A 20,691-nucleotide genomic window follows, 5' to 3' on the forward strand; every position below is an offset into this window, starting at 1 on the left:
GGTACAGGCGAATTTCACCTTGAAATACAACGGCCTTCGAGGCGACCGGCGTTCGCCGGTCCTGGCCTGCGTTTTGCGACGCTTCGCGCGGGCCAGAAGGCTCACCGGTGAAAAAAATTCGCCGGGCAACCCGACCAGAATGGAAGGACTACCGATGTCTCTGTCGGTGAACACAAATGTCGGCGCCATGATTGCGCTGCAAAACCTGAACGCGACCAACTCGGAGCTCGGTCAGACCCAGAACCGCATCAACACCGGCAAGAAGGTTTCGAGCGCCAAGGACAACGGCGCCATCTGGGCTATCGCCCAGGGGCAGCGCGCGACGTCCCAGGCCCTCAATGCCGTCAAGGACTCGCTCAACCGCGGCACCTCCGCGATCGACGTGGCCATGGCCGGTGGTGAATCGGTTGCTGACCTGCTCACGCAGATGAAGGAGAAAGCCCTCGCGGCGTCGGACACCAGTCTCGACACCGCCAGCCGCACCGCGATGAACGAGGACTTCAAGGCCCTGCGTGACCAGATCACCAAGGCCGTGGCCAACGCCGATTTCAACGGGGTCAACCTGCTGAAGACCGGCGCGGTGCCGATTGCCGCCCTCGCCAACGCGGACGGAACGTCGAAGCTGACCGTCGGGGCCGAAATCATGGCCCTGAGCGGTTCGATCGTCACTGTCGCCACCACGGGCACCATCGGTACGGTGACCACGGCGGCCGCGATGATCACGACGGTGACCAACTCCATCGCCAACGTCAGCGCCGCGCTCGCGCGCCTGGGCACCAAAGCCAAGGCCTACGAGATGCACACCACCTTCATCGGCAAGCTGCAAGACAGCCTCGATGCGGGTATTGGCAATATGGTCGATGCGGATCTGGCCAAGGAAAGCGCCAAGCTCCAGGCTCTGCAGACGAAGCAGCAGCTGGGCGTCCAGGCTCTCTCCATCGCCAACCAGACCCCGCAGACCATCATGTCGCTGTTCCGCGGTTAAAAGTCGCGACGCCGGGCGGTTCCGCTTAATGGGACCGCCCGGCAGACCTTTTCCTAGCCGCCGGCCGGTTTCGGCTTCCCGGGCGGCGGAATGACCACCCCCACATCCCGCGCATAACGGTCCCAGTCGGCGACCAGCTCACGCAGCTTCTCCGGTTCCCGGGCGGCCAGGTTCGTCGTCTCGCCGGGGTCGGTCGCCAGATTGTACAGCTCCCAGTCGGCCGGCAGCGGGTTCTCCCTGGAGTAGGGCAGGCCGTCCGGCGATTTGGGCAGATAGACCACCTTCCAATCGCCCTTGCGCAGGGCCCGGCGGTAGAACAGCTCCCAGCCGACGGGCGCCTCAGGCCCCCAGACCGGATCCGAACCGCCGGCCAGAACCGCCTTCCAGGAACGGCCCTCGACCGGCTTCACCGGCTTGCCGCCGCGCTCGGACGGCGGCGTCAGGCCGGCCAGTTCCAGCAGGGTCGGCAGGATGTCTTTCACATGCAGGAAGGCGCCGACGATGCGCGGCCCGGCGATCCCCGGCCCGGCGACGATGGCCGGGGCGCGGATGCCGCCCTCGGTGACATAGCCCTTGTGCAGCCGGCCGGGCGCCGAGCCAGCCTGGGCCCAACCTGGGCCATACCCGACATAGGAATCCTTGCTTCCGACGTTGGCGAGGCTGTTGTCGATCCCGAGGGTCTTGGCCTTCTCCGGATCGACCAGGCGCGGGGCGGTGAAGGCCGTCGCCTCCGTGCCGTTGTCGGACATGAAGACGATGACGGTGTTGTCGTAGGCCCCGGTGTCCTTCAGCGCCTGGACCACCCGGCCGACATTGCGGTCGAGCTGCTCGACCATGGCCGCATAGACCTCCATCTTGCGGGCCTCGAAGGCCCGTTCCTCCGGCTTCAGGCTGGACCAGGCCGGGACCCCGACCATCGGGTGGGGCACGGCGTCGGCTGGGACCAGGCCCAGCGATTTCAGCTTCGCCAGCCGTTCCTCTCGCAGGGCCTCGGGGCCGGCGTCGTAGCGGCCTTTATACTTGGCGATCAGCTCCGGCGGGGCCTGCAGCGGCCAGTGCGGGGCGGTGAAGGTCAGGTAGGCGAAGAAGGGCCGCTGGCCAGCGTCCTCCTTGAGGAAACCGATCAGCCGGTCGGCGAAGACGTCGCTGGAATAGGCGCCGTCCGGATAGCGCACCAGCTTGCGGCCGTCGCGATAGGTCGGGGCTTGGTCGACCGCCGCCCAGGTGGCGTTCTGGTCGGCCCCGAAATGGTTGGACAGCCCCTGCAGCAGGGCGAAGGAGCGGTCGAAACCGCGCGCCGCCGGCGACTGGTCCTCCTCGCGGCCCAGGTGCCACTTGCCGGACATCACCGTGCGATAGCCGTTGTCGTGCAGCACCTCGGGCAGGCTGGCCACATCGTGGCTCAGATAGCCCTCATAGCCGGGCGCGCCCTTCTGAACCTCGGTGACGGTCTCGGCCATCGAGCCCAGGCCGGCCCGGTGGTTGTCGATCCCCGACATCAGCATCGAGCGGGTCGGCGAGCAGGTCGGGGCGGTGTGGAAGCCGGTCATCCGCACCCCCCGCGCCGCCAGAGCGTCGAGGTTGGGGGTGGAAATCTCGCCGCCGAAGGCCCCGAGGTCCGAGAAGCCCAGATCGTCGGCGACGATGACCAGGAAGTTGGGGCGGCCCGCCGGCCTGGCCGTCTGGCTGGTGGCCGGCGGCGACGCCGGCCCAAGCGCCAGTGTGACGGCGACTCCCGCACCCACCCACCGTGTCCAGCTCGTCATTAGAAAAACTCCGCCAATTTTGTTTTCAATCGCCTGTCTACGCGGAGGTCGTGGCGACGGGCCTTCCCAAAAAACTACAGGCGATTTCCGCAATTCTATATTTCCCACTGAATTAATAGGAATAAACGGTCACCCCTCGATTCATCCAACCAAGAGGGGGCTTCCCATGTTCCAGACCGACCCGACATTCCGCCGCCGCAGGCTCGCGGCCCTGCTGGCGGCCACCGCCCTGTCGTCCGTTCCGGCCGCCGCCTGGGCGGCGGAAGGGGAGGGAGACGCCGCCGACGCCGAGGTCGAGGAGCTGATCGTCACCGCCCGCCGCCGCGAGGAGAGCGCCCAGTCGGTGCCGGTGGCCATCTCGGCCTATTCCGGCGAGTCCCTCGAGCAGCGCCGGGCGACCAACGTTCGCGACCTGCAGCAGCTGGCCCCCAGCCTGGTGGTCACCGTCACCAACCCCCGCAACACCAGCATCAACATCCGGGGCCTGGGCAACAACGTCTCGGTCTACAACGACGGCCTGCAGCCGGCCGTCGGGGTCTACCTCGACCAGGTCTACCTGGGCCGGCCGGGCCAGGCGGTGTTCGACCTCGGCGACCTCGACGGCGTCCAGGTGCTGCGCGGACCGCAGGGCACGCTGTTCGGCAAGAACACCTCGGCCGGGGCGGTGGTCATCGGCACGCGCGCGCCGGGCTGGGAGAACAGCTTCACCGCCGACGTCAGCGGCGGCAACTACGAGTACTTCCAGGCCCACGCCACCGCCAACGCCGTCCTCATCGACGACAAGCTGGCGGCCCGCATCTCCCTGGCCAACACCCAGCGCACCGGCTTCATGCGCAACGTCTTCGACGGCGAGCGAACCCAGGACTACCACGACTTCGGCGGCCGCATTCAGCTGCAGGCCGTCCCCACCGACGCCCTGTCGGTGCGCGTCATCGCCGACTACGGCCAGCAGTATTCCAACACCAGCGCCTCGGTGCTGACCGGCCTGTTCACCAACTATGCCGACGACGGCGCCGCCTATCCCAACGGCTACCTGGCCCGCGCCGCCCGCATCGGCTTCACGCCGCTGCCGATCAATCCGCAGGCCCGCCGGGTCTCGACCGATACCAAGAACAACTACTTCGAATACCACGGCGGCCTCGCCGCCATCGCCGACTGGCAGATGCCCGGCCATGTACTGACCTCGGTGACCAGCTACCGCTTCTGGAACTGGTATCCGCACAACGACGCCGACGGCACGACCCGCCCGGCCGCCATCGACTTCCACCAGGAGAACGAGCAGCAGCAGTTCAGCCAGGAACTGCGCCTGGCCTCGGCCGGGGAGCGCGATTTCGACTATGTCGTCGGCCTGCACTGGTTCTGGCAGGACATCGAGGCGGAGGCCATCAACCGCTACGGCCCTTATGGCGCCGACTGGTTCCTGGCCCCGGCCGCCGGCTCGGCCGCCGCACGCTCAGCGGCGCTCAACGACTATCTGATCGTCAGCCACTCCAGCCCCGAGACCAAGAGCGCCGCCATCTTCGCCCAGGGTTCCTGGCGGCCGATCGAGCGGTTCGAGCTGACCGTCGGCCTGCGCTACACCTGGGAGGAGATCACCGGCTACTTCGACCAGACCGCCACGGGCCGTGACCTTTCAGGCCTCTCGGCCGCCGACCGCGCCACCGCCCAGGCCCTGCGCGCCCGCTTCGGCGTCGCCAACGCCTTCGAGGCGGAGACCTCCGACACCGCCCTGACCGGCCAGATCACCGCCTCCTGGACCTTCCGCGAAGGCCTGCTGGGCTATGTCACCTATTCGCGGGGCTACAAGGCCGGCGGCATCAACCTCTCCAACATCAACACCGCCGGGGCCAACGCCGTCGATCCGGTCGTCGGGCCTGAGACCATCGACGCCTGGGAGGCCGGCCTGAAGTCCAGCTGGTTCGACCGCCGCCTGGTCGCCAACCTGGCCCTGTTCTGGACCGAGGACGACAACTACCAGACCACCCAGGTCAACCTGATCAACAACGTCAGCTCCCTGACCAACGCCGGCAAGGTGCGCAGCCGCGGCGTCGAGCTCGACCTGCAGGCGGCCCCGGCCGAGTGGCTCTCGCTCTACGCCTCGGCCACCTACAACGCCGCCGACTATGTCTCCTACAGGCAGGCGGCCTGCCCGATCGAGATCCACCTGCGCACGGTCTGCGATCTGTCGGACCGCCGCCTGCCGGGTGTCTCCCTGTGGGCCGTCTCGGCCGGGGGCGAGGCCCACTGGACGGCCGGCCAGATCGCCGGCGACGCGGCGGAGTTCTATGTCGGCGCCGACTACAGCTACCGCTCGAACTTCTACACCACCGCCTCGCTGTCCAGCTATTCGCGGATCCCCGAGTACGACCTCGTCAACCTGCGCGCCGGCTTCCGCGCCGCCGACGGCCGCTGGGACGTCCAGGCCTGGGGCCGCAACCTTGGCGACGAGCTCTACTATCTGACCCTCAGCGCCGCCAACACCGGGGCGATCACCGGCACGCTGGGCGATCCTCGAACCTTCGGCGTCACCCTCCGCGTTCGCCCTTGACGGCGGATCGGGCGGCCTCGTTCAGGGGCCGCCCATTTTCTTCCCGCCAAGCTTGTGAGACGCCCGACTCGCCCGCTACACCAGAGCCGTCAAGTTCGGGGGGCGTAGATGGCGCTGACGCGCGGGTCGATCGAGGCGATGGCGCCGGATCAGAGCGCGTTGAAGGCCGCCGCCGGCCTGCTCAAGCCTGGCAAGTGGCCGCTGATGGCCCGCTCCGGCCCGCTCATCTGGGGCGAATGCCAGGGCTCCGGCTCCAACCCCTACCGGGTGATGGCCGACACCGTCGACACCGGCTCCAAATGCACCTGCCCCTCGCGCAAGTTTCCCTGCAAGCACGCCCTGGCGCTGATGTGGCTGTTCGTCGAGGACGAGAGCGCCTTCAAGGCGAGCGAGACGCCCGAATGGGTGCTCGACTGGATGGGCCGTCGGCGCAAGACCGGCGGCGCGCCGGCGGCCGCCAAACCGGCCGGCGAGGGCGTAAGTCTCGCCGCCGCCACGCTGGCCGAACCGGAAGCCGCGCCGGACCCCGCCGCGGAGGCCCGCCGCCAGGCGGCCGCCGAGAAGCGGGCAAGCGACACCCGCCGCCAGGTCCGCGCCGGCCTGGATGACCTCGACCTGTGGATCGCCGACCAGTTGCGCACCGGGCTGCAGGGCTTCCTGGCCGAGCTCACCGATCGCTGCCGGCGCATCGCCGCCCGGCTGGTCGACGCCAAGGCCGGGGCCCTGGCCAGCCGCCTGGACGAGATGCCCTCGCGGCTGCTGGCCCTGCCGGCCGAGGAGCGGATCGATGCGGCCATCGCCGAGTTCGGCAAGCTGGCCCTGCTGGCCCGGGCCTGGCGCGCGACTCCTGACGACGCCGAGCTGCGCCGCGAGGTGACGACGGCCGAGTCCCGCGAGGATCTGCTCGCCGCCCCCGGCGCCCTGCGCGTCACCGCCGACTGGGAGGTGCTGGGCGAGCGTATCGCCACCCGCCGCGACGGCCTGGTCAGTGTCGCCACCTGGCTCCTGAATCTGGGGGAGGGGCCGCGGTTCGCCCTGCTGCTCGACTACTTCCCGGCCTCGGCCGGCCGCCGCAGCGGCGCCTTCGAGCCCGGCCAGCTGGTCCGCGCCGAGCTGGTCTTCTACCCCGCCCGCGAGCCGCTGCGCGCCATGGTCGCCGAGCGCCATGAGGCCGGCGAAGCGCACGACATCGCCTGGCCCGAGCGGCCGCCGGCCGATCCCCTGGCCTCTTGGTCCGACGCCCTGCTGACCGCGCCCTGGCGGCTGGAGGCGCCGATCCTGCTGCCCCCCGGCCGCATCGCCGAGGACGCCGCCGGCCGCGCCTGGTGGCTGGCCAGCGACGCCGCCCTGCCGCTCGATGGCGCCGCCCCGGCCCTGGCGCTGGGGGCCGACATCGAGGCCGCCGTCGGGGTCTGGAACGGCGCGCGTCTGGCCCTGCTGTCGGCCCGCACCGACTGGGGAAGGCTGGCCTTCGATGGCTGAGCTGGAGGACAGCCTGGCCCGCATGCGCGGCGCCTGGATCGCCGGCCGTTCGGCCCAGGAGCATTGCCCGCCGGACTGGCGCGCCCTGCTGGGCGAGGGCCCGGCGGCGGAAGCGGCCCTGGCCGCTCTGGCCGGCCAGGCGCTGCAGGCGGTGTTCCGCCCTGTAGGCCCCGAGGGCCTGCAACCCCGCCCGCTGCTGCCGCGCCTGTCCGCCCCGACCCCGACGCCGGCCGCCCGGGCCCGCTTCCGCCGGGCGCTGGCGGGGCGCAAGGCCGAGGCCGGCGGGGTGCGGCCGCTGATCGCCCTGCTGGCCGCCCGGGGCTACGCCGCCCACCCCGCCGACTGGACGCCGGGTGCGGGCGACGACTGGGCCCCGGACCTCTACGCCCCCTGGATCGGCTGGGCGGGGGCCGAGCGCACGGCGGTCCCGCACGACGAACTGACCGCCGAGACCTGGAACGACTGGCCCTGGACCGAGCGCCGCGTGGCGCTGGCCGCCCTGCGCCGCCGCGATCCGGCCGCCGCCGCCGCCCTGTTGGCCGCCCGGGCGCCCGGCGAGCCGGCCGAGAAACGCCTGAAACTGCTGGAACTGCTGACCGAGGGCCTCGGCCCGGCCGACATCCCGCTGCTGACCAGCCTGCAGGGCGACCGCTCCGACCGCGTCCAGGCCCTGGTCAAACATCTGCTCGCCCGCCTCGGCCACGGCGCCGCCGATGGGGAACTGGCCGCCGAGCTGGCCCAGATGGTCGAGCTCGGCAAGGTCGGGCTGTTGCGCCGCAAGCCGCAGCTGCGCCTGCCAAACCTCAAGACCGCCGCCCAGCAGAACCGCCGCCGCGACCTCTTCGGCCTCGTCACGCTTGCCGGCCTCGCCAAGGCGCTGGGGACCGAGGAGATGGCCCTGGTCGAGACCGCCCCGACCGGTGATGCGACCGCCCTCCTGGCCTTCGCCGGCATGGTCGCCGACACCGGCTCGGACGCCGCACGGCGGGCCCTGCTGGAGCGGATGCTGGAGGACGACGGCCTCCCCATCGGCCTGATCACACCGCTGGCCCAGCGCGCCGATCCGGCCGAACGCCAGGCGGGCCTGGCCCGCATCGCCGCCCGCGACACATCCGGCGTCTTCAGCCACAGCCTGGTCTTCGCCGGCGAAGCGCTCGGCGCCCTGCCGTTCAAGACCATCAGCGGCGGCGCCGGCCAGCGCGCCCTGTTCGGCTTTATCCATGAGGGTCGGGCAGCCGAAGGCTACGCAGGCAACCATGCCCGCAGCCAGGCCGGCGCAGGCCTCTCCACCCTCGGCCTGCTGCTCGACGTTTCGGGCGCCCAGGCCCTCATCGACGCCTGCGCCCAGGCCGGCCTGTCGCCGGCCGATCCCCGCCTCGACACCCTTCACCTCAATGTGGCTCTCAAGCCGGAGCGAATGCCGTGACCGACATCCTGCGCCTTCCCGCGGAAACGACCTACGCCGCCGAGCTGGCCGCCCTGGCCAAGGGCGATACCGCCCCCAAGCCGCAGGGCTGGTTCCTCTCGCCGCGCGCCGCCGTCACCTACCTGCTCGGCGGCAAGTCGGCCGACGGCACGGTGATCACCGCCAAGTACGTCGGCGACCGCCGCCTGATCGAGACCGCCATCGCCACCCTGGCCACCGACCGCGCCCTCTTGCTGCTGGGCGTCCCCGGCACCGCCAAGTCCTGGGTCAGCGAGCACCTGTCGGCGGCCATCTGCGGCGACTCCACCCTGGTCGTGCAATGCACGTCCGGCACCGACGAGAACCAGATCCGCTACGGCTGGAACTACGCCCAGCTGCTGGCCCACGGCCCCTCGCGCCAGGCCCTGGTGCCCACCCCGCTGATGCGGGCCATGGAGACCGGCAAGCTGTGCCGGCTGGAAGAGCTGACCCGCATGGGCTCTGACGTGCAGGACACCCTGATCACCGTGCTGTCCGAGAAGATGATGCCGGTGCCGGAACTGAACGAGAGCATCTACGCCAAGCGCGGCTTCAACATCATCGCCACCGCCAACAATCGCGACAAGGGCGTCAACGAGCTGTCCTCGGCGCTGAAGCGGCGGTTCAACGTCGTCGTCCTGCCGCTGCCGGGCGACATGCAGGAAGAGATCGACATCGTCACCAAGCGGGTCGGCGAGATGGCCCAGAGCCTCGACCTGCCGGCCCCCAAGAACGTCGCCGAGGAGGTGGCCCGGGTGGTCGCCATCTTCCGCGAGCTGCGCGGCGGGGCGACCCTGGACGGCAAGGTCACGCTCAAGACCCCCTCGGGCTCCCTGTCCACCGCCGAGGCCATCGCCGTCACCGTCGGCGGCCTCAGCCAGGCCGCCTGGTTCGACGACGGCAAGCTCAGCGCCGAGGGACTCGCCCCCAACCTGCTGGGGGCCATCGTCAAGGACCCGGTGCAGGACAAGGTGGTGCTGGAGGAATACCTGGAGACGGTGCTCAAGAAGCGCCCCGACTACGCCCGCTACTATCGCGCCCTGATCGACCTGGTCTGACCCTTGGCCGGCGGCGTCCACATCTTCGGCATTCGCCACCATGGGCCGGGATCGGCCCGGCGCCTGCTCGAGGCCCTGGAGGCGCTTGCCCCCACGACGGTGCTGATCGAGGGGCCGTCCGACGTCTCCGACCTCATCCCCCTGCTGGCCGAGCCCGGCATGGTCCCGCCCGTCGCCCTGCTGGCCTACGCCGCCGACGACCCGTCCCGCGCCGTCTTCTGGCCCTTCGCCAGCTGGTCGCCGGAGTACCAGGCCGCCTGCTGGGCGGTGCGCAACGGGGCGGCCGTGCGCTTCATCGACCTGCCGGCCAGCTGGACCCTGGCCGAGCGTGGCGAAGAGGTGGAAGGGGAGGGCGAAGCGCCGCCCGATCCCATGGCCCTGCGGCTCGAGCGCGACCCGATCGGCATCCTGGCCGAGGCCGGCGGCTATGAGGACGGCGAAAGCTGGTGGCGCGACGTCATCGAGGAGAACCCCCACTCCGAAAAGGTCTTCGAGGCGGTGGCCGACGCCATGGCCGCCCTGCGCGAGGCCGCCAGCCCGGTGCGCGGCCGCGAAGCCGCCCGCGAGGCCCACATGCGGCTGGAGATCGCCCGCGCCGCCAAGGAGAGCGACGGCGAGATCGCCGTCGTCTGCGGCGCCTGGCACGAGCCGGCCCTGCGCGCCAAGGTTTCCGCCGTCGCCGACCGCGAGCTCCTCAAGAACGCGCCCAGGCAGAAGGTCGCCGCCACCTGGGCCCCCTGGACCTCGCCGCGCCTGGCTTTCCACAGCGGCTATGGGGCCGGGGTGGCCGCGCCCGGCTGGTGCGCCCACCTGTGGGAGACGCCGGCGCAGCAGCAGACCGTCCGCTGGCTGGGCCGCATCGCCGCCGCCCTGCGTGAAGGCGGCCACATCGTCTCCACCGCCAACCTGATCGAGGCCCAGCGGCTGTCCATCGCCCTGGCGGCGATGCGCGAACGCCCATCGCCTGGCTTCGAGGAACTGCGCGAGGCGGCCATCGCCGTCCTCTGCTTCGGCGAGCCGCTGGTCTGGGAGACCGTCGCGCCGGGGCTGCTGCTCGGCGACGGCGTCGGCCAGACCCCGCCCAATGTGCCGCTGGCCCCGCTGCTCGACGACCTGCAGCGCGAGCAGCGCCGCACCCGCCTCAAGCCCGAGGCCCTCGACCGCGAACTGGCGCTGGACCTGCGCAGCGAGGCCGGCCTCGACCGCTCGACCCTGCTGCATCGCCTGTCGATCCTCGAGGTCCCCTGGGGCCGGCTGACCGACGCCGGCCGAAGCCGGGGCACCTTCCGCGAGCGCTGGATGCTGCGCTGGGAGCCCGAGTTCGCCGTCCAGCTGGTCGAGAACCTGGTCTACGGCCCGACCATCGCCAAGGCCGCCGCCGGCCGCATGACGGCCAGGCTGGCCGACGCCAATGCCCTGAAACCCCTCTGCGACCTGACCCTCGCCGCCCTGACCGCCCAGCTGCCCGAGGCCGCCCACACCGGCGTCGAACGCATCCAGCAGCGGGCGGCCCAGACCAGCGACTGCGGCGAACTGCTGGCCGCTCTGCCGCCGCTGGGCGAGGTGGTCCGCTACGGCCAGGCCCGCCGTACCGACGCCGACGCGCTGTCGGCCCTGTTCCTGCGCATCCTGGTCCAGGCCGCCCTGGCGCTGCCCTACGCCGCCCGCGGCCTCGACGCCGAGGCGGGCGCGGCCCTGCGCGCCGCCATCCTCGCCGCCGACGCCGCCATCACCCTGGCCGAGGTGGCCGATCCCGAGCTGACCGCCTGGCGCGAGGCGCTCGGCGCCCTGGTCGCCGACACCCAGGCCACGCCCCTGGTGGCCGGAACCGCCGCCCGGCTGCTCTACGAGGCCGAGGTCATGGGTCCCGAGGCCGCCGCCGTCCTGCTTGGCCGCATGCTGTCGCCCGGCCGCCCGGTGGCTGATGCAGCCGGCTTCTTCGAGGGATTCTTCGACGGGGCCGGGGAGCGGCTGATCCACGACCGGGCCCTGCGGGCCGGCGTCGATGCCTGGCTGCAGACCCTGGAGGCCGAGCAGTTCACCAGCTTCCTGCCGCTGTTCCGCCGATCCTTCTCTAACCTCGACAGCATGCAGCGCCGCCGCCTGCTCGACGCCCTGTTCGGCCGCCAGGCCGAGGGACTGACCGGCCGCCGCCTGGCCCCCGACGCCGAAACCGTCTGGCCGCTGCATCTGGCCCGCCTGAGCGACATCCTCACCGCGAGCCCCGCCGATGACTGACGCGCCCAATAACCACGAGGGCGACGACCTGGAACGCGAACGCCGCTGGCGCCTGGCCGTCGGCGGCGAGGACGAGTCCCTGTCCTCGACCGACCAGCGCATGTCGGCGGCCTTGAGCGCCCTCTACAACCAGCCGGCCGCGGCGCCCGGCGGCAAGGGCCGCGGGGGCCTCGGCCGGTCCGCCCCGTCGGTGGCCAAGTGGCTCGGCGACCTGCGCCAGTTCTTCCCCGCGCCGGTGGTTCAGGTCGTCCAGAAGGACGCCTTCGACCGTCTCGGCCTGCAGCAGATGCTGCTCGAGCCGGAGTTCCTCGCCGCCGTCGAGGCCGACGTGAACCTGGTCGCCACCCTGGTCAGCCTGCGCGGCGTCATGCCGGCCAAGACCAAGGCCATTGCCCGCGAAGTGATCGGCAAGGTGGTCGAGGCCCTGATGGAGCGGCTGGAGCGGCGCACCGCCGAGGCCCTGCGCGGCGCCGTCGACCGCCAGCGCCGCACCAACCGCCCGCGCTTCAACGACATCGACTGGCCGCGCACCATCCGCGCCAACCTGCAGCACTATCAGCCCGAGCATAAATCGATCGTCCCCGAGCGGCTGGTCGGCTTCATGCGCAAGCAGCGCCGGCTGGTCGACCTGGACGAGGTGGTGCTCTGCGTCGACCAGTCCGGCTCGATGGCCCCTTCGGTGGTCTACGCCTCGATCTTCGCGGCCGTCATGGCCTCGCTGCCGACGGTGAAGACCAAGCTCATCTGCTTCGACACCGCCATCCTCGATCTGACCGAGGAACTGGCCGACCCGGTCGAGGTGCTGTTCGGCGTCCAGTTGGGCGGCGGCACCGACATCAACCAGGCCGTCGCCTACTGCCAGGGCAAGATCGAGCGGCCGGCCAAGTCCCATCTGATCGTCATCTCCGACCTCTACGAGGGCGGCAACGCGCAGGCCCTCCTGGCCCGCTTCGCCCGTCTGGTGGGCATGGGGGTCAATGTCATCTGCTTGCTGGCGCTCAGCGACGAGGGCCGTCCGGCCTACGATCCGCAGCTGTCGGCCAAGGTCGCGGCCCTGGGCATCCCGGTCTTCGCCTGCACGCCGGACCAGTTTCCGGACCTGATGGCCGCCGCTCTGAAGCGGGAAGATCTCAACGCCTGGGCCGCGGCGCTCGATATCAGGACCATCCGGGCCGAGGACTGATCACCGGTCCAATTTTGCCGCCCCGCCGCCCGGCAGTTTTTGCCGATACGGCCCCCGGCTCGGCAGAAGCTGCCGGTCAGGACCATGCCTAACAGACATATAACGCCATGAATTCAAAGACTTGAGGCCTATGGTCATTCCTGCCGGTCTGGCCCGCCAATTGCACCGGAGGTCTCCGAGCAAAATGCTCCCGGTTGTCAAAATGACGCCGGACACCTTGAATAGGAACTACGTCATGGCGCTGAACAGCGTGAACACGAATACGGGCGCAATGGTCGCCCTGCAGAACCTGAACAACACCAACCGCGAGTTGGGCGAAGTTCAAACCCGGATCAACACCGGTAAGAAGGTCTCCTCGGCCAAGGACAATGGCGCCATCTACGCCATCGCCCAGAGCCAAAAGGCCACCTCCCAATCGCTGAACGCCGTCAAGGACTCGCTGCAACGCGGGATCTCGGTCGTCGACGTGGCGATCGCGGGCGGCGAGTCGGTCAACGACCTGCTCACCCAGATGAAGGAAAAGGCCCTGGCTGCTGCGGACACCTCGCTGGATACCGCGAGCCGCACTGCTCTGAACGAAGACTTCAAGTCGCTTCGTGACCAGATCTCCAAGGCCGTCACGAACGCCGACTTCAACGGCGCCAATATGATCAAGGCCAGCGGCACCACCATCGCCGCGCTCGCCAACTCCGACGGCTCTTCGAAGCTGACGGTCGCGGCCCAGTCCCTGGCGCTCGGCGGCGCCAACGTCACGGTGACGGCGACCACGTCGTTCTCCACCGCGACCACTGCCGCCGCGGCTCTGGCTCTGGTCACTGCCTCGATCACCAACACCTCGTCCGCCCTGGCCAAGCTGGGCACCGGTTCGAAGGCGCTGGAAACGCACCTCGGCTTCGTTGGAAAGCTGCAGGACAGCCTGGACGCCGGCGTGGGTAACCTCGTCGACGCCGACCTCGCGAAGGAAAGCGCCCGACTGCAAGCGCTGCAAACCAAGCAACAGCTCGGTGTGCAGGCCCTGTCGATCGCGAACTCCTCCTCGTCGTCGCTGCTGGGTCTGTTCCGCTAACGGCACAGTGACTGGGGGCGGGCGCGACAGCGTCCGCCCCTTCTCACGCGCGTTCGCCCCCGCCTCCCGGCGTGGGGTCCTTGGCAGGAGACGCCGGCGCGAGAAGCCCCGGCGCTGTGGGAGACATGAGCAACAGCATAGCACCCATCCGAAACGTCCCCGAACCCGTCGCGGCGATGATCGCCCAACCGGTTCAACCCGTCGCCGAGGCCGCGACTCCGATCCTCAAGGGTCAGACCGCCGACCTCCGTCTGGTGATCGAGGAAGACGAGGCCTCCGGCGCCTTCGTCTACAAGACCCTCGACCGCCGCACCGGCGAAGTGGTCCAGCAGCTGCCCCGCGAAAGCGTCCTCAAGGCGATGAGCTCCGAGGACTACAGTCCGGGCCTGGTGGTCGACACGCGGGACTGACGAAGACTTCCTCACCCGGCTTCTTGCTGGCCGGGCCGCTCCTTCTCACCGACGTCGCACCGCGACGGCGGCGATCATGGTTTCTGCGGCGTTAACCATACGCTCACCGTTATCCCGCTAGCCTGAACGGGAACAGGCGGCCGAATCGGCGACCGCCAGCGCCGGACGGCGCACCTGGAGACGGTCCATGACCATCGGCGTGCACACCAATCAGGCGGCCCTGATTGCCCTTCAGAACCTGAACAAGACCAACGACAACCTCGAGGGCGTCCAGGGCCGGATCAGTACCGGCCTGAAGGTCCAGGGGGCCAAGGACAACGCCTCGGTCTGGGGCATCGCCCAGGCCCAGCGGGCCGACATCGGCGCCCTGTCGGCGGTCAAGATGAGCCTCGACCGGGCCACTTCGGTGTCCGACGTGGCGCTGACCGCCGGCGAGACGGTCTCCGACCTGCTCAACACCCTGAAGGAAAAGGTCGTGGCGGCGATGGATCCCTCCATCGACACCACCTCGCGCCAGGCGCTGGACGCCGACTTCAAGGCGACCCTGAAGCAGATCACCCAGGCCTTGAACAACGCCACCTTCGACGGCGCCAACCTGCTCAACGGCTCGCTGACCAGCAACATTCGTTTCCTGGCCAACGCCGACGCCAACGCCTACATCACCCTGTCGGTGAAGAACCTGTCGCTGGGCGGCTCGATCCTGTCGGTCGCGGCCGGCGCCTCGATCACCACCGCCACCCTGGCGACGGGCATTCTGGCCCAGCTCAACACCTCGATCACCAACGTCAACCAGGCGCTCGGGGACATCGGCGCCCAGGCCAAGCAGATCGAAGCCCACAACAGCTTCATCTCCAAGCTGACCGACGTGCTCAACAGCGGCATCGGCAACCTGGTCGACGCGGATCTGGCCAAGGAATCGGCCCGCCTGCAGGCCCTGCAGGTCCAGCAGCAGCTGGGCGCCCAGGCCCTGTCGATCGCCAACCAGGCGCCGCAGATCGTGCTCAGCCTGTTCCAGGGCGGCTAAACCTCAGCTAGACGGGCCGCATGATCGATCTACGCGACCTGGAGCCCGGCGACGAGGAGCAGCTGTACCGCTGGCGCCAGGAGCCGGAGGTCGACCGCTGGATGTCCGACGCCGCCGTGCCTGACCGCGGCGCCCACCAGCGCTGGTTCGTCGAGCTGCTGGCCGGTCACGACGGCCGCGGCTGGATGATCACCCGCGACGGCAAGCCGGCCGGCATCATGACCCTCACGGGCTTGGCCAGCCACCACCAGCGCGCCAGCTGGAACTGGTTCGTCGGCGACGCCGAGAGCCGGGGCAGGGGCATCGGCCGCGCCGCCCAGGTGCTGGGCCTCGATAAGGCCTTCTGCGAGATGGGCCTGGACAAGGTCTGGGCCGAGGTCATGGCCGACAACGACGGCGCCCTGAAACTGCAGACCGCCGCCGGCTTCGTCCGCGAGGGCTACCTGCGCGGCCACGTCCTCAAGAACGGCCAGCGCCGCGACGTCGTGCTGCTGGGCATTCTCGCCGCTGACTGGCAGGCCCGCCGCGAAAAGGCCAGGGCGGCGCTGGTCGACGGCCGGATGATCCCGGCCTAGGCCGCCGTCAGGACCGCCTCCTTCGTCTGGGCGGCGATCGCCGCGATGGTGCGGTGGGCCGACATGATCGCCCCCTCCTGCCAACCCGGCATCTGGCTTAAGTGCGCCCCGGTGAAGTGCACCGGCCCATGCGGCTGGTTCAGCAGGTTGTAGGCCGGCAGATCGTTGCTCCGCTCGGTGCGCTGTCCGCCGGCGGGGCGCCAGCGCGGCCAGGGTCCCAGATTGAAGGGAATCTTGCTCCAGTTGACCACCACCGGCTTGCGCAGCGACGCCTCGTCGCCGGGATGCACCCGGGCGACGGCGGCCTTGGCGACGGCGACCTGTTCGGCCAGAGGCCGGGCCGCGAAGGTCTCGGCCGAGGGCCCGGAGCCGTAGCAGGCCAGCAGCATGCCGGTCTCGCTGTGCAGGCCGCCGCTGGGATACCAGATCAGGCTGGTGTCGCCGCCGACGAAGGAGATGCCGCCGTAGACCTGCTGCTTCTCCCAGAACCGCGGGGCCTCGAAGCCGATCTTGTTGGAAAAGTCGTTGGGCACGCTGGCCACGGCAGCCTTCACCTCGGGGGCGAAGTCGGTGTCGATCCCGGCCAACAGGGCCAGAGGGATGGTGATGACCACATGGTCGGCGGCCAGCCGCGTCTCCTTGCCGCTGCGACGATCCTTGTAGACCACCGCCGGGGCGCCCTGGCTGGTGACCTTGGTCACCTCCGCGCCCTTGATGATCGGGCTGCGGATGGCCTTGGCGAAGGCGGCCGGGATGCGGTCCATGCCGCCGACCGGCTGGAACATCGTCGCCTGCATGTCGATGAAGTCCTCGAACAGGGTCATCGGCAGCAGTTCGTTGGCCAGCAGTTCGCGGAACGGCAGGGGCTCGCGATGCACGCCGACCTGGTCGGCGGCTCCGGGCAGGGCGCTGTATCCCGACCGTTCGGTGCCCTTGAAGGCCAGGCCTTCGTCGAGGTCGCCATAGAATCGCAGAAAGGGCACCAGCCGCTCGCGGTCCTCGGCCGTCAGCTCGGCGTCCAGAGCCCCCTTGTTGACCGCCTTGGCCAGCAGTTCGGCGATGTGGCCGCGGGTGTCGTTGACCCCCTGGCGCATCTGGACCGGCGTGCGGCCGGCGGTTGGCGGGGCGATATAGGCGCTGCGGCTGGAGTTGATCTCCACCTCCAGGGCCACGCCCAGCCGGCGGCAATAGCCGATCAGGCCCTGGTGGTGACTGGGGATGCGGGCCGGCCCGGCGTTCATATAGACACCCCGCTCGAAGGCCACCGTCTGGGTGGCCTCGCCGACCATCTCCACCTTGTCGCCGCCGCGCAGGGTCCAGTTGCGCCCGCCGACCCGGTCGCGAGCCTCCAGCACGACGACCTGATAGCCGGCCCGCTCCAGCTCATAGGCGGTCACCAGCCCGGCGATGCCGGCCCCCAGCACGACCACCCGCCGCCCGGCGCCGAGGGACGAGGGCAGGACGGGAGGCTCGGCCGCCGCCGCGGCCGTGGGTGTCAGACCCAGGGTCTGCATGGCCGCGTAGGCCGCGCCATAGCCGCCCACCGCGCCGATACGTTGAAGAAGAAGACGTCTGCTCACCGCCATGACCCGTCACTCCTGATCAGAAATTGCCGCTGCCTTTTCAGGACCGATCCGGGCCCGCGGTTTTGCAAGCGGCGGCCGGGCGGTTGGCGGGCGAGGGTGGGTAACGAGGCCGTCAGTGGTCAAACCAAAGGCGCCATGACCCGCCGGGCGCCGAATCTTCCGCCGTCGCTGGCCCGGCCGGTTGCGCTACCGACCGGCCGGATTGACGCCGCGTCGGCTTGGCCCATGCAATGATCTCACACGGGCGGCGAAGCTCGTGGCGGGTAAAGAACCATCAGATGTCGAGTTCAGGTCGGACCCATAATGGGTTTTGTGCATCGACGTCAGATTAGTGCGCGTCAGCTTGTTTTATCTATCTGGAAGAAATCAAGAAGAAGCGACTGATAAACTGAGGGAATCCAGGCCGGGCCCAGGCAATTTTTGGGGATCGGTTGACTATGACTTCGTGCGCTATCGCCACGACTCGGCCCAGCGGTGGCCTTCCCGACTCCCCTGACAAGCCTCGCCCGCGCCATTTCGGCGTCGGGCGCCGGGTCTTCCTGCCGGCGGACATCCGCGCGGCGCTCTGGTCAACAAGGGGTTCTGACCAATGACGAAAACCGATAATCGCCGTCCACGCCGCGGGACGCTGATGGCTGGCATATCCATCGCCGCCTTCCTGACCCTCGGGGTCGGGACGGCGCTCGCGGCCGAGGACGGCGACGCCGAGGATCCGACGGTCGACGAGGTGGTGGTCACCGGCAGCCTGGGCAGGCCGCGGGTGGCCCTGGACTCGGCCGTGCCGGTCGACGCCTACAACAGCGATGACCTTGAGGCGGTGTCCTACGGCGACACCCAGGATATCCTGAAGGTGCTGGTGCCGTCCTACACCCTGCCGCGCCTGCCGATCGCCGACGGGGCCACCTTCATCCGTCCGGCCTCCCTGCGCGGCCTGTCGACCGACAAGACCTTGCTGCTGGTCAACTCCAAGCGCCGCCATCGCGGCGCCCTGGTGTCCACCGGCGGCGACGGGGCCCAGCCGGCCGACGCCGCCCAGATTCCGGCCTCGGCGCTGAAATCGGTCGAGGTGCTGCGCGACGGGGCCGGGGCCCAGTACGGGTCGGACGCCATCGCCGGGGTGATCAACTTCATCCTCAAGGAAGCCCCCGACGGCGGCATGCTGTCGATCCAGGCCGGCCAGTACTTCGAGGGCGATGGCGACGAGATCGTCATCGGCGGCAACAAGGGTTTCGCCCTCGGCGACGCCGGTTTCCTCAACTTCTCCTTCGAGTACGTCAGCCTGCAGCCGACCTCGCGCGGCAAGCAGGTCTGCAATGTCGGCGTCGCCAACCAGGCGGCCGGCTTCTGCGTCGCCAGCCTGACCACCAGCAGCCCGGTGCCACGCATCGCCGCCTACGCCACCCTGACCGACTACCAGAACCAGATCGGCGATCCGGCCCAGCACTGGGGCGTGCCCGAGACCGAGGCTTTCCGCACCTTCGTCAACGCCGGCTACGATTTCGGCGACCTCAAGTGGTACGCCTTCGCCAACTATTCCAAGAGCCATGCGCGGCAGGACTTCAACTACCGCCCGCCCATCGACATGAACACGGCCAACACGCCGAACGACAACCCTATCCGGCTGCAGGACGGCACGACCTGGACGGTCAACCAGCGCTTCCCGCTCGGCTTCACCCCCAAGTTCTTCGGTGACGTCACCGACTACAGCCTGGTCTCGGGCCTGACCGGCGCCCTGGGGCCAGTGAAGTACGACCTCAGCGCTCGCTACGGCCGCGACAAGATCGCCTATGTCATGAAGAACACGCTGAACTATTCGCTGGGCCGGGCCTCGCCCAACGAGTTCCACCCGGGCGACCTGATCTCCGACGAAATCGCCGTCAACGCCGACTTCGTCTACGAATGGACTCCGTCCTTCCTGTCGAATGGCGTCGATGTCGCTTTCGGCGCCGAGGCGCGCCAGGAGGGCTACGAGATCGTCAAGGGCGACGAGGCCTCCTACATCGTCGGCCCCTACGCGGTCGCCGACCCCTGGGACTTCTGCACCAATGAATCGACCGTCGCCCTGCGCACAATGACGGCGGCGGGCGTCGCCACCGGCCAGGCGATCAACTGCGCCAGCAGCGCCGACCCGGTCTACCAGACCATGGGGGCCGGCTCGAACGGCTTCCCGGGCTATCCGCCGCTCTATTCAGGCGAGCTGTCGCGCGATTCCTACGCCGGGTATGTCGACATCTCCAGCGACATCACCGACGAGCTGTTCGTCGAGGTGGCGCTGCGGGCCGAGGACTTCTCCGACTTCGGCGGCACCGTCGACTACAAGGTCGCCGCCCGCTACGAGTTCGTCGACGGCTTCGCTGTCCGCGGCTCGGTCGGCACCGGCTTCCGCGCCCCGACGCCGGGCCAGCTGTTCACCACCGTGGTCTCGACCGTGGTCAACAACGGCATCCCTGTCGCTCAGGGCCTGTTCCCGGCCACCAACCCGGTGGCCCAGTACCTCGGCGGCAAGCCGCTGAAACCCGAGCGGTCGGAGAACTTCTCCCTTGGCCTCACCGCCTCGCCGATCTCGGGCCTGAGCATCTCCGCCGACTACTATCACATCAAGGTCAGCGACATGTTCTTCGCCACCCCTCAGATCACCGTCACCCCGGCCATCGCCGCGGCGATGACCGCGGCTGGTGTGCCGGGAGCCGATTCCATCGGCGCCGTGGTCTTCTTCCAGAACGCCTTCGACGCCACCATCCAGGGCGTCGATGTCGTCGCCACCTATGCCTTCGACTGGGACGGCGGCCAGTCGATGCTGTCGGCCAGCTTCAACTACAACAAGCCCGAGGTGGATTCGGTAAAGCCTTTCGTCGACGCTACCGGCGTCACCCGGGTCTATTTCGACGCCGAGTTCATCAAGGACTATGCCGACGCCACCCCGCGCTGGCGCAGCATCCTGTCGGCCAGCCACACCATCGGCGCCTTCTCGGCCCTGGTCCGGGCCAACATCTGGGGGCCCTACGAGAACCAGTTCAGTGTCGCCAACCCGGTGATCCAGAAGTTCGATCCGGAGGTCCTTGTCGACCTCGAATTCAGCTACCAGATCGACGAGACCTACAAGCTGACGGTCGGCGGCCGGAACATCTTTGACAACTATCCCGACCCGGACAAGATCGGCGAGTCGACCACTAACGGGCGCATCTATCGCTCGGACTCCCTGATCGACTGGCAGGGCGGCTACTACTTCGCCAAGCTGACCGCCGTGTTCTAAGCCGGGGAGGGGCGGCCCGTCGGGGTCGCCCCTTTTCCATCCACGGCGCCTGCTCAGGCGGCATTCGACGCAG

General features: G+C 69.5%; 14 protein-coding genes. 12 read left to right on the plus strand and 2 right to left on the minus strand.

All coding sequences use genetic code 11. From position 1 onward, the window contains the following. Positions 1–154 precede the first annotated feature (154 nt). Entirely contained in the window at positions 155–985 is an 831-nt protein-coding gene (locus AC1RSK_RS05125) for a flagellin (protein WP_492906465.1), read from the plus strand. A 53-nt stretch (positions 986–1,038) separates the two neighbouring features. Here the strand turns inward: AC1RSK_RS05125 and AC1RSK_RS05130 are convergent, their stop codons facing one another. Next, positions 1,039–2,751 (minus strand): arylsulfatase, encoded by a 1,713-nt coding sequence (locus AC1RSK_RS05130; RefSeq protein ID WP_492906143.1) that lies wholly within the window; start codon positions 2,749–2,751, stop codon positions 1,039–1,041. 166 nt (positions 2,752–2,917) lie between these two features. On the opposite strand from AC1RSK_RS05130, the gene AC1RSK_RS05135 reads away from it, so the two are divergent. The 10 genes from AC1RSK_RS05135 to AC1RSK_RS05180 all read left to right on the plus strand — a co-directional run bounded on the left by AC1RSK_RS05135 (position 2,918) and on the right by AC1RSK_RS05180 (position 15,779). Then, positions 2,918–5,299, plus strand: coding sequence for a TonB-dependent receptor (locus AC1RSK_RS05135; protein WP_492906145.1), 2,382 nt, complete (start codon positions 2,918–2,920; stop codon positions 5,297–5,299). A gap of 108 nt (positions 5,300–5,407) precedes the next feature. Then, on the plus strand, positions 5,408–6,781 hold the full coding sequence (locus AC1RSK_RS05140) for an SWIM zinc finger family protein (RefSeq protein ID WP_492906146.1): 1,374 nt from the start codon (positions 5,408–5,410) through the stop codon (positions 6,779–6,781). Continuing rightward, positions 6,774–8,207 carry a DUF5691 domain-containing protein gene (locus AC1RSK_RS05145; protein ID WP_492906147.1) on the plus strand — a complete coding sequence of 478 codons (1,434 nt, stop codon included), beginning with the start codon at positions 6,774–6,776 and terminating at the stop codon, positions 8,205–8,207. Before AC1RSK_RS05140 ends, AC1RSK_RS05145 begins: the two co-directional genes overlap by 8 nt. Further along, on the plus strand, positions 8,204–9,283 hold the full coding sequence (locus AC1RSK_RS05150; RefSeq protein WP_492906149.1) for an ATP-binding protein: 1,080 nt from the start codon (positions 8,204–8,206) through the stop codon (positions 9,281–9,283). Before AC1RSK_RS05145 ends, AC1RSK_RS05150 begins: the two co-directional genes overlap by 4 nt. Before the next feature lie 3 nt (positions 9,284–9,286). After that, positions 9,287–11,521 (plus strand): DUF5682 family protein, encoded by a 2,235-nt coding sequence (locus tag AC1RSK_RS05155; protein ID WP_492906151.1) that lies wholly within the window; start codon positions 9,287–9,289, stop codon positions 11,519–11,521. Continuing rightward, positions 11,514–12,704, plus strand: a complete 1,191-nt coding sequence (locus AC1RSK_RS05160) for a VWA domain-containing protein (RefSeq protein ID WP_492906152.1) — start codon at positions 11,514–11,516, stop codon at positions 12,702–12,704. The genes AC1RSK_RS05155 and AC1RSK_RS05160 overlap by 8 nt, the downstream gene beginning before the upstream one ends. 235 nt (positions 12,705–12,939) lie before the next feature. After that, positions 12,940–13,770, plus strand: coding sequence for a flagellin (locus AC1RSK_RS05165; RefSeq protein ID WP_492906153.1), 831 nt, complete (start codon positions 12,940–12,942; stop codon positions 13,768–13,770). A gap of 125 nt (positions 13,771–13,895) precedes the next feature. Next, positions 13,896–14,180, plus strand: coding sequence for a flagellar protein FlaG (locus AC1RSK_RS05170; RefSeq protein WP_492906154.1), 285 nt, complete (start codon positions 13,896–13,898; stop codon positions 14,178–14,180). Positions 14,181–14,367: 187 nt separating this feature from the next. Beyond that, the gene (locus AC1RSK_RS05175) at positions 14,368–15,204 is read left to right on the plus strand and encodes a flagellin (RefSeq protein ID WP_492906155.1); all 837 of its coding nucleotides are present in this window, start codon (positions 14,368–14,370) and stop codon (positions 15,202–15,204) included. A gap of 20 nt (positions 15,205–15,224) precedes the next feature. After that, entirely contained in the window at positions 15,225–15,779 is a 555-nt protein-coding gene (locus tag AC1RSK_RS05180) for a GNAT family N-acetyltransferase (protein WP_492906157.1), read from the plus strand. On the opposite strand, the gene AC1RSK_RS05185 is transcribed toward AC1RSK_RS05180, so the two are convergent. Continuing rightward, positions 15,776–17,365 carry a flavin monoamine oxidase family protein gene (locus AC1RSK_RS05185; protein WP_492906159.1) on the minus strand — a complete coding sequence of 530 codons (1,590 nt, stop codon included), beginning with the start codon at positions 17,363–17,365 and terminating at the stop codon, positions 15,776–15,778. The two genes, AC1RSK_RS05180 and AC1RSK_RS05185, sit on opposite strands and share 4 nt — an antisense overlap. Positions 17,366–17,996: 631 nt before the next feature. Between AC1RSK_RS05185 and AC1RSK_RS05190 the strand changes: the two genes are divergently transcribed. Continuing rightward, positions 17,997–20,618 (plus strand): TonB-dependent receptor plug domain-containing protein, encoded by a 2,622-nt coding sequence (locus tag AC1RSK_RS05190; protein WP_492906161.1) that lies wholly within the window; start codon positions 17,997–17,999, stop codon positions 20,616–20,618. The last annotated feature ends 73 nt before the right edge of the window (positions 20,619–20,691 follow it).

The organism is Caulobacter sp. GW821-FHT11A05 (assembly GCF_058809015.1).

What these genes read in the sequence shown, in the direction of transcription:
- AC1RSK_RS05125 (WP_492906465.1), top strand. Translation starts at nt 155, where the DNA reads ATGTCTCTGTCGGTGAACACAAATGTCGGCGCCATGATTGCGCTGCAA.
- AC1RSK_RS05130 (WP_492906143.1), bottom strand. Translation starts at nt 2,751, where the DNA reads ATGACGAGCTGGACACGGTGGGTGGGTGCGGGAGTCGCCGTCACACTG.
- AC1RSK_RS05135 (WP_492906145.1), top strand. Translation starts at nt 2,918, where the DNA reads ATGTTCCAGACCGACCCGACATTCCGCCGCCGCAGGCTCGCGGCCCTG.
- AC1RSK_RS05140 (WP_492906146.1), top strand. Translation starts at nt 5,408, where the DNA reads ATGGCGCTGACGCGCGGGTCGATCGAGGCGATGGCGCCGGATCAGAGC.
- AC1RSK_RS05145 (WP_492906147.1), top strand. Translation starts at nt 6,774, where the DNA reads ATGGCTGAGCTGGAGGACAGCCTGGCCCGCATGCGCGGCGCCTGGATC.
- AC1RSK_RS05160 (WP_492906152.1), top strand. Translation starts at nt 11,514, where the DNA reads ATGACTGACGCGCCCAATAACCACGAGGGCGACGACCTGGAACGCGAA.
- AC1RSK_RS05165 (WP_492906153.1), top strand. Translation starts at nt 12,940, where the DNA reads ATGGCGCTGAACAGCGTGAACACGAATACGGGCGCAATGGTCGCCCTG.
- AC1RSK_RS05170 (WP_492906154.1), top strand. Translation starts at nt 13,896, where the DNA reads ATGAGCAACAGCATAGCACCCATCCGAAACGTCCCCGAACCCGTCGCG.
- AC1RSK_RS05175 (WP_492906155.1), top strand. Translation starts at nt 14,368, where the DNA reads ATGACCATCGGCGTGCACACCAATCAGGCGGCCCTGATTGCCCTTCAG.
- AC1RSK_RS05180 (WP_492906157.1), top strand. Translation starts at nt 15,225, where the DNA reads ATGATCGATCTACGCGACCTGGAGCCCGGCGACGAGGAGCAGCTGTAC.
- AC1RSK_RS05185 (WP_492906159.1), bottom strand. Translation starts at nt 17,365, where the DNA reads ATGGCGGTGAGCAGACGTCTTCTTCTTCAACGTATCGGCGCGGTGGGC.
- AC1RSK_RS05190 (WP_492906161.1), top strand. Translation starts at nt 17,997, where the DNA reads ATGGCTGGCATATCCATCGCCGCCTTCCTGACCCTCGGGGTCGGGACG.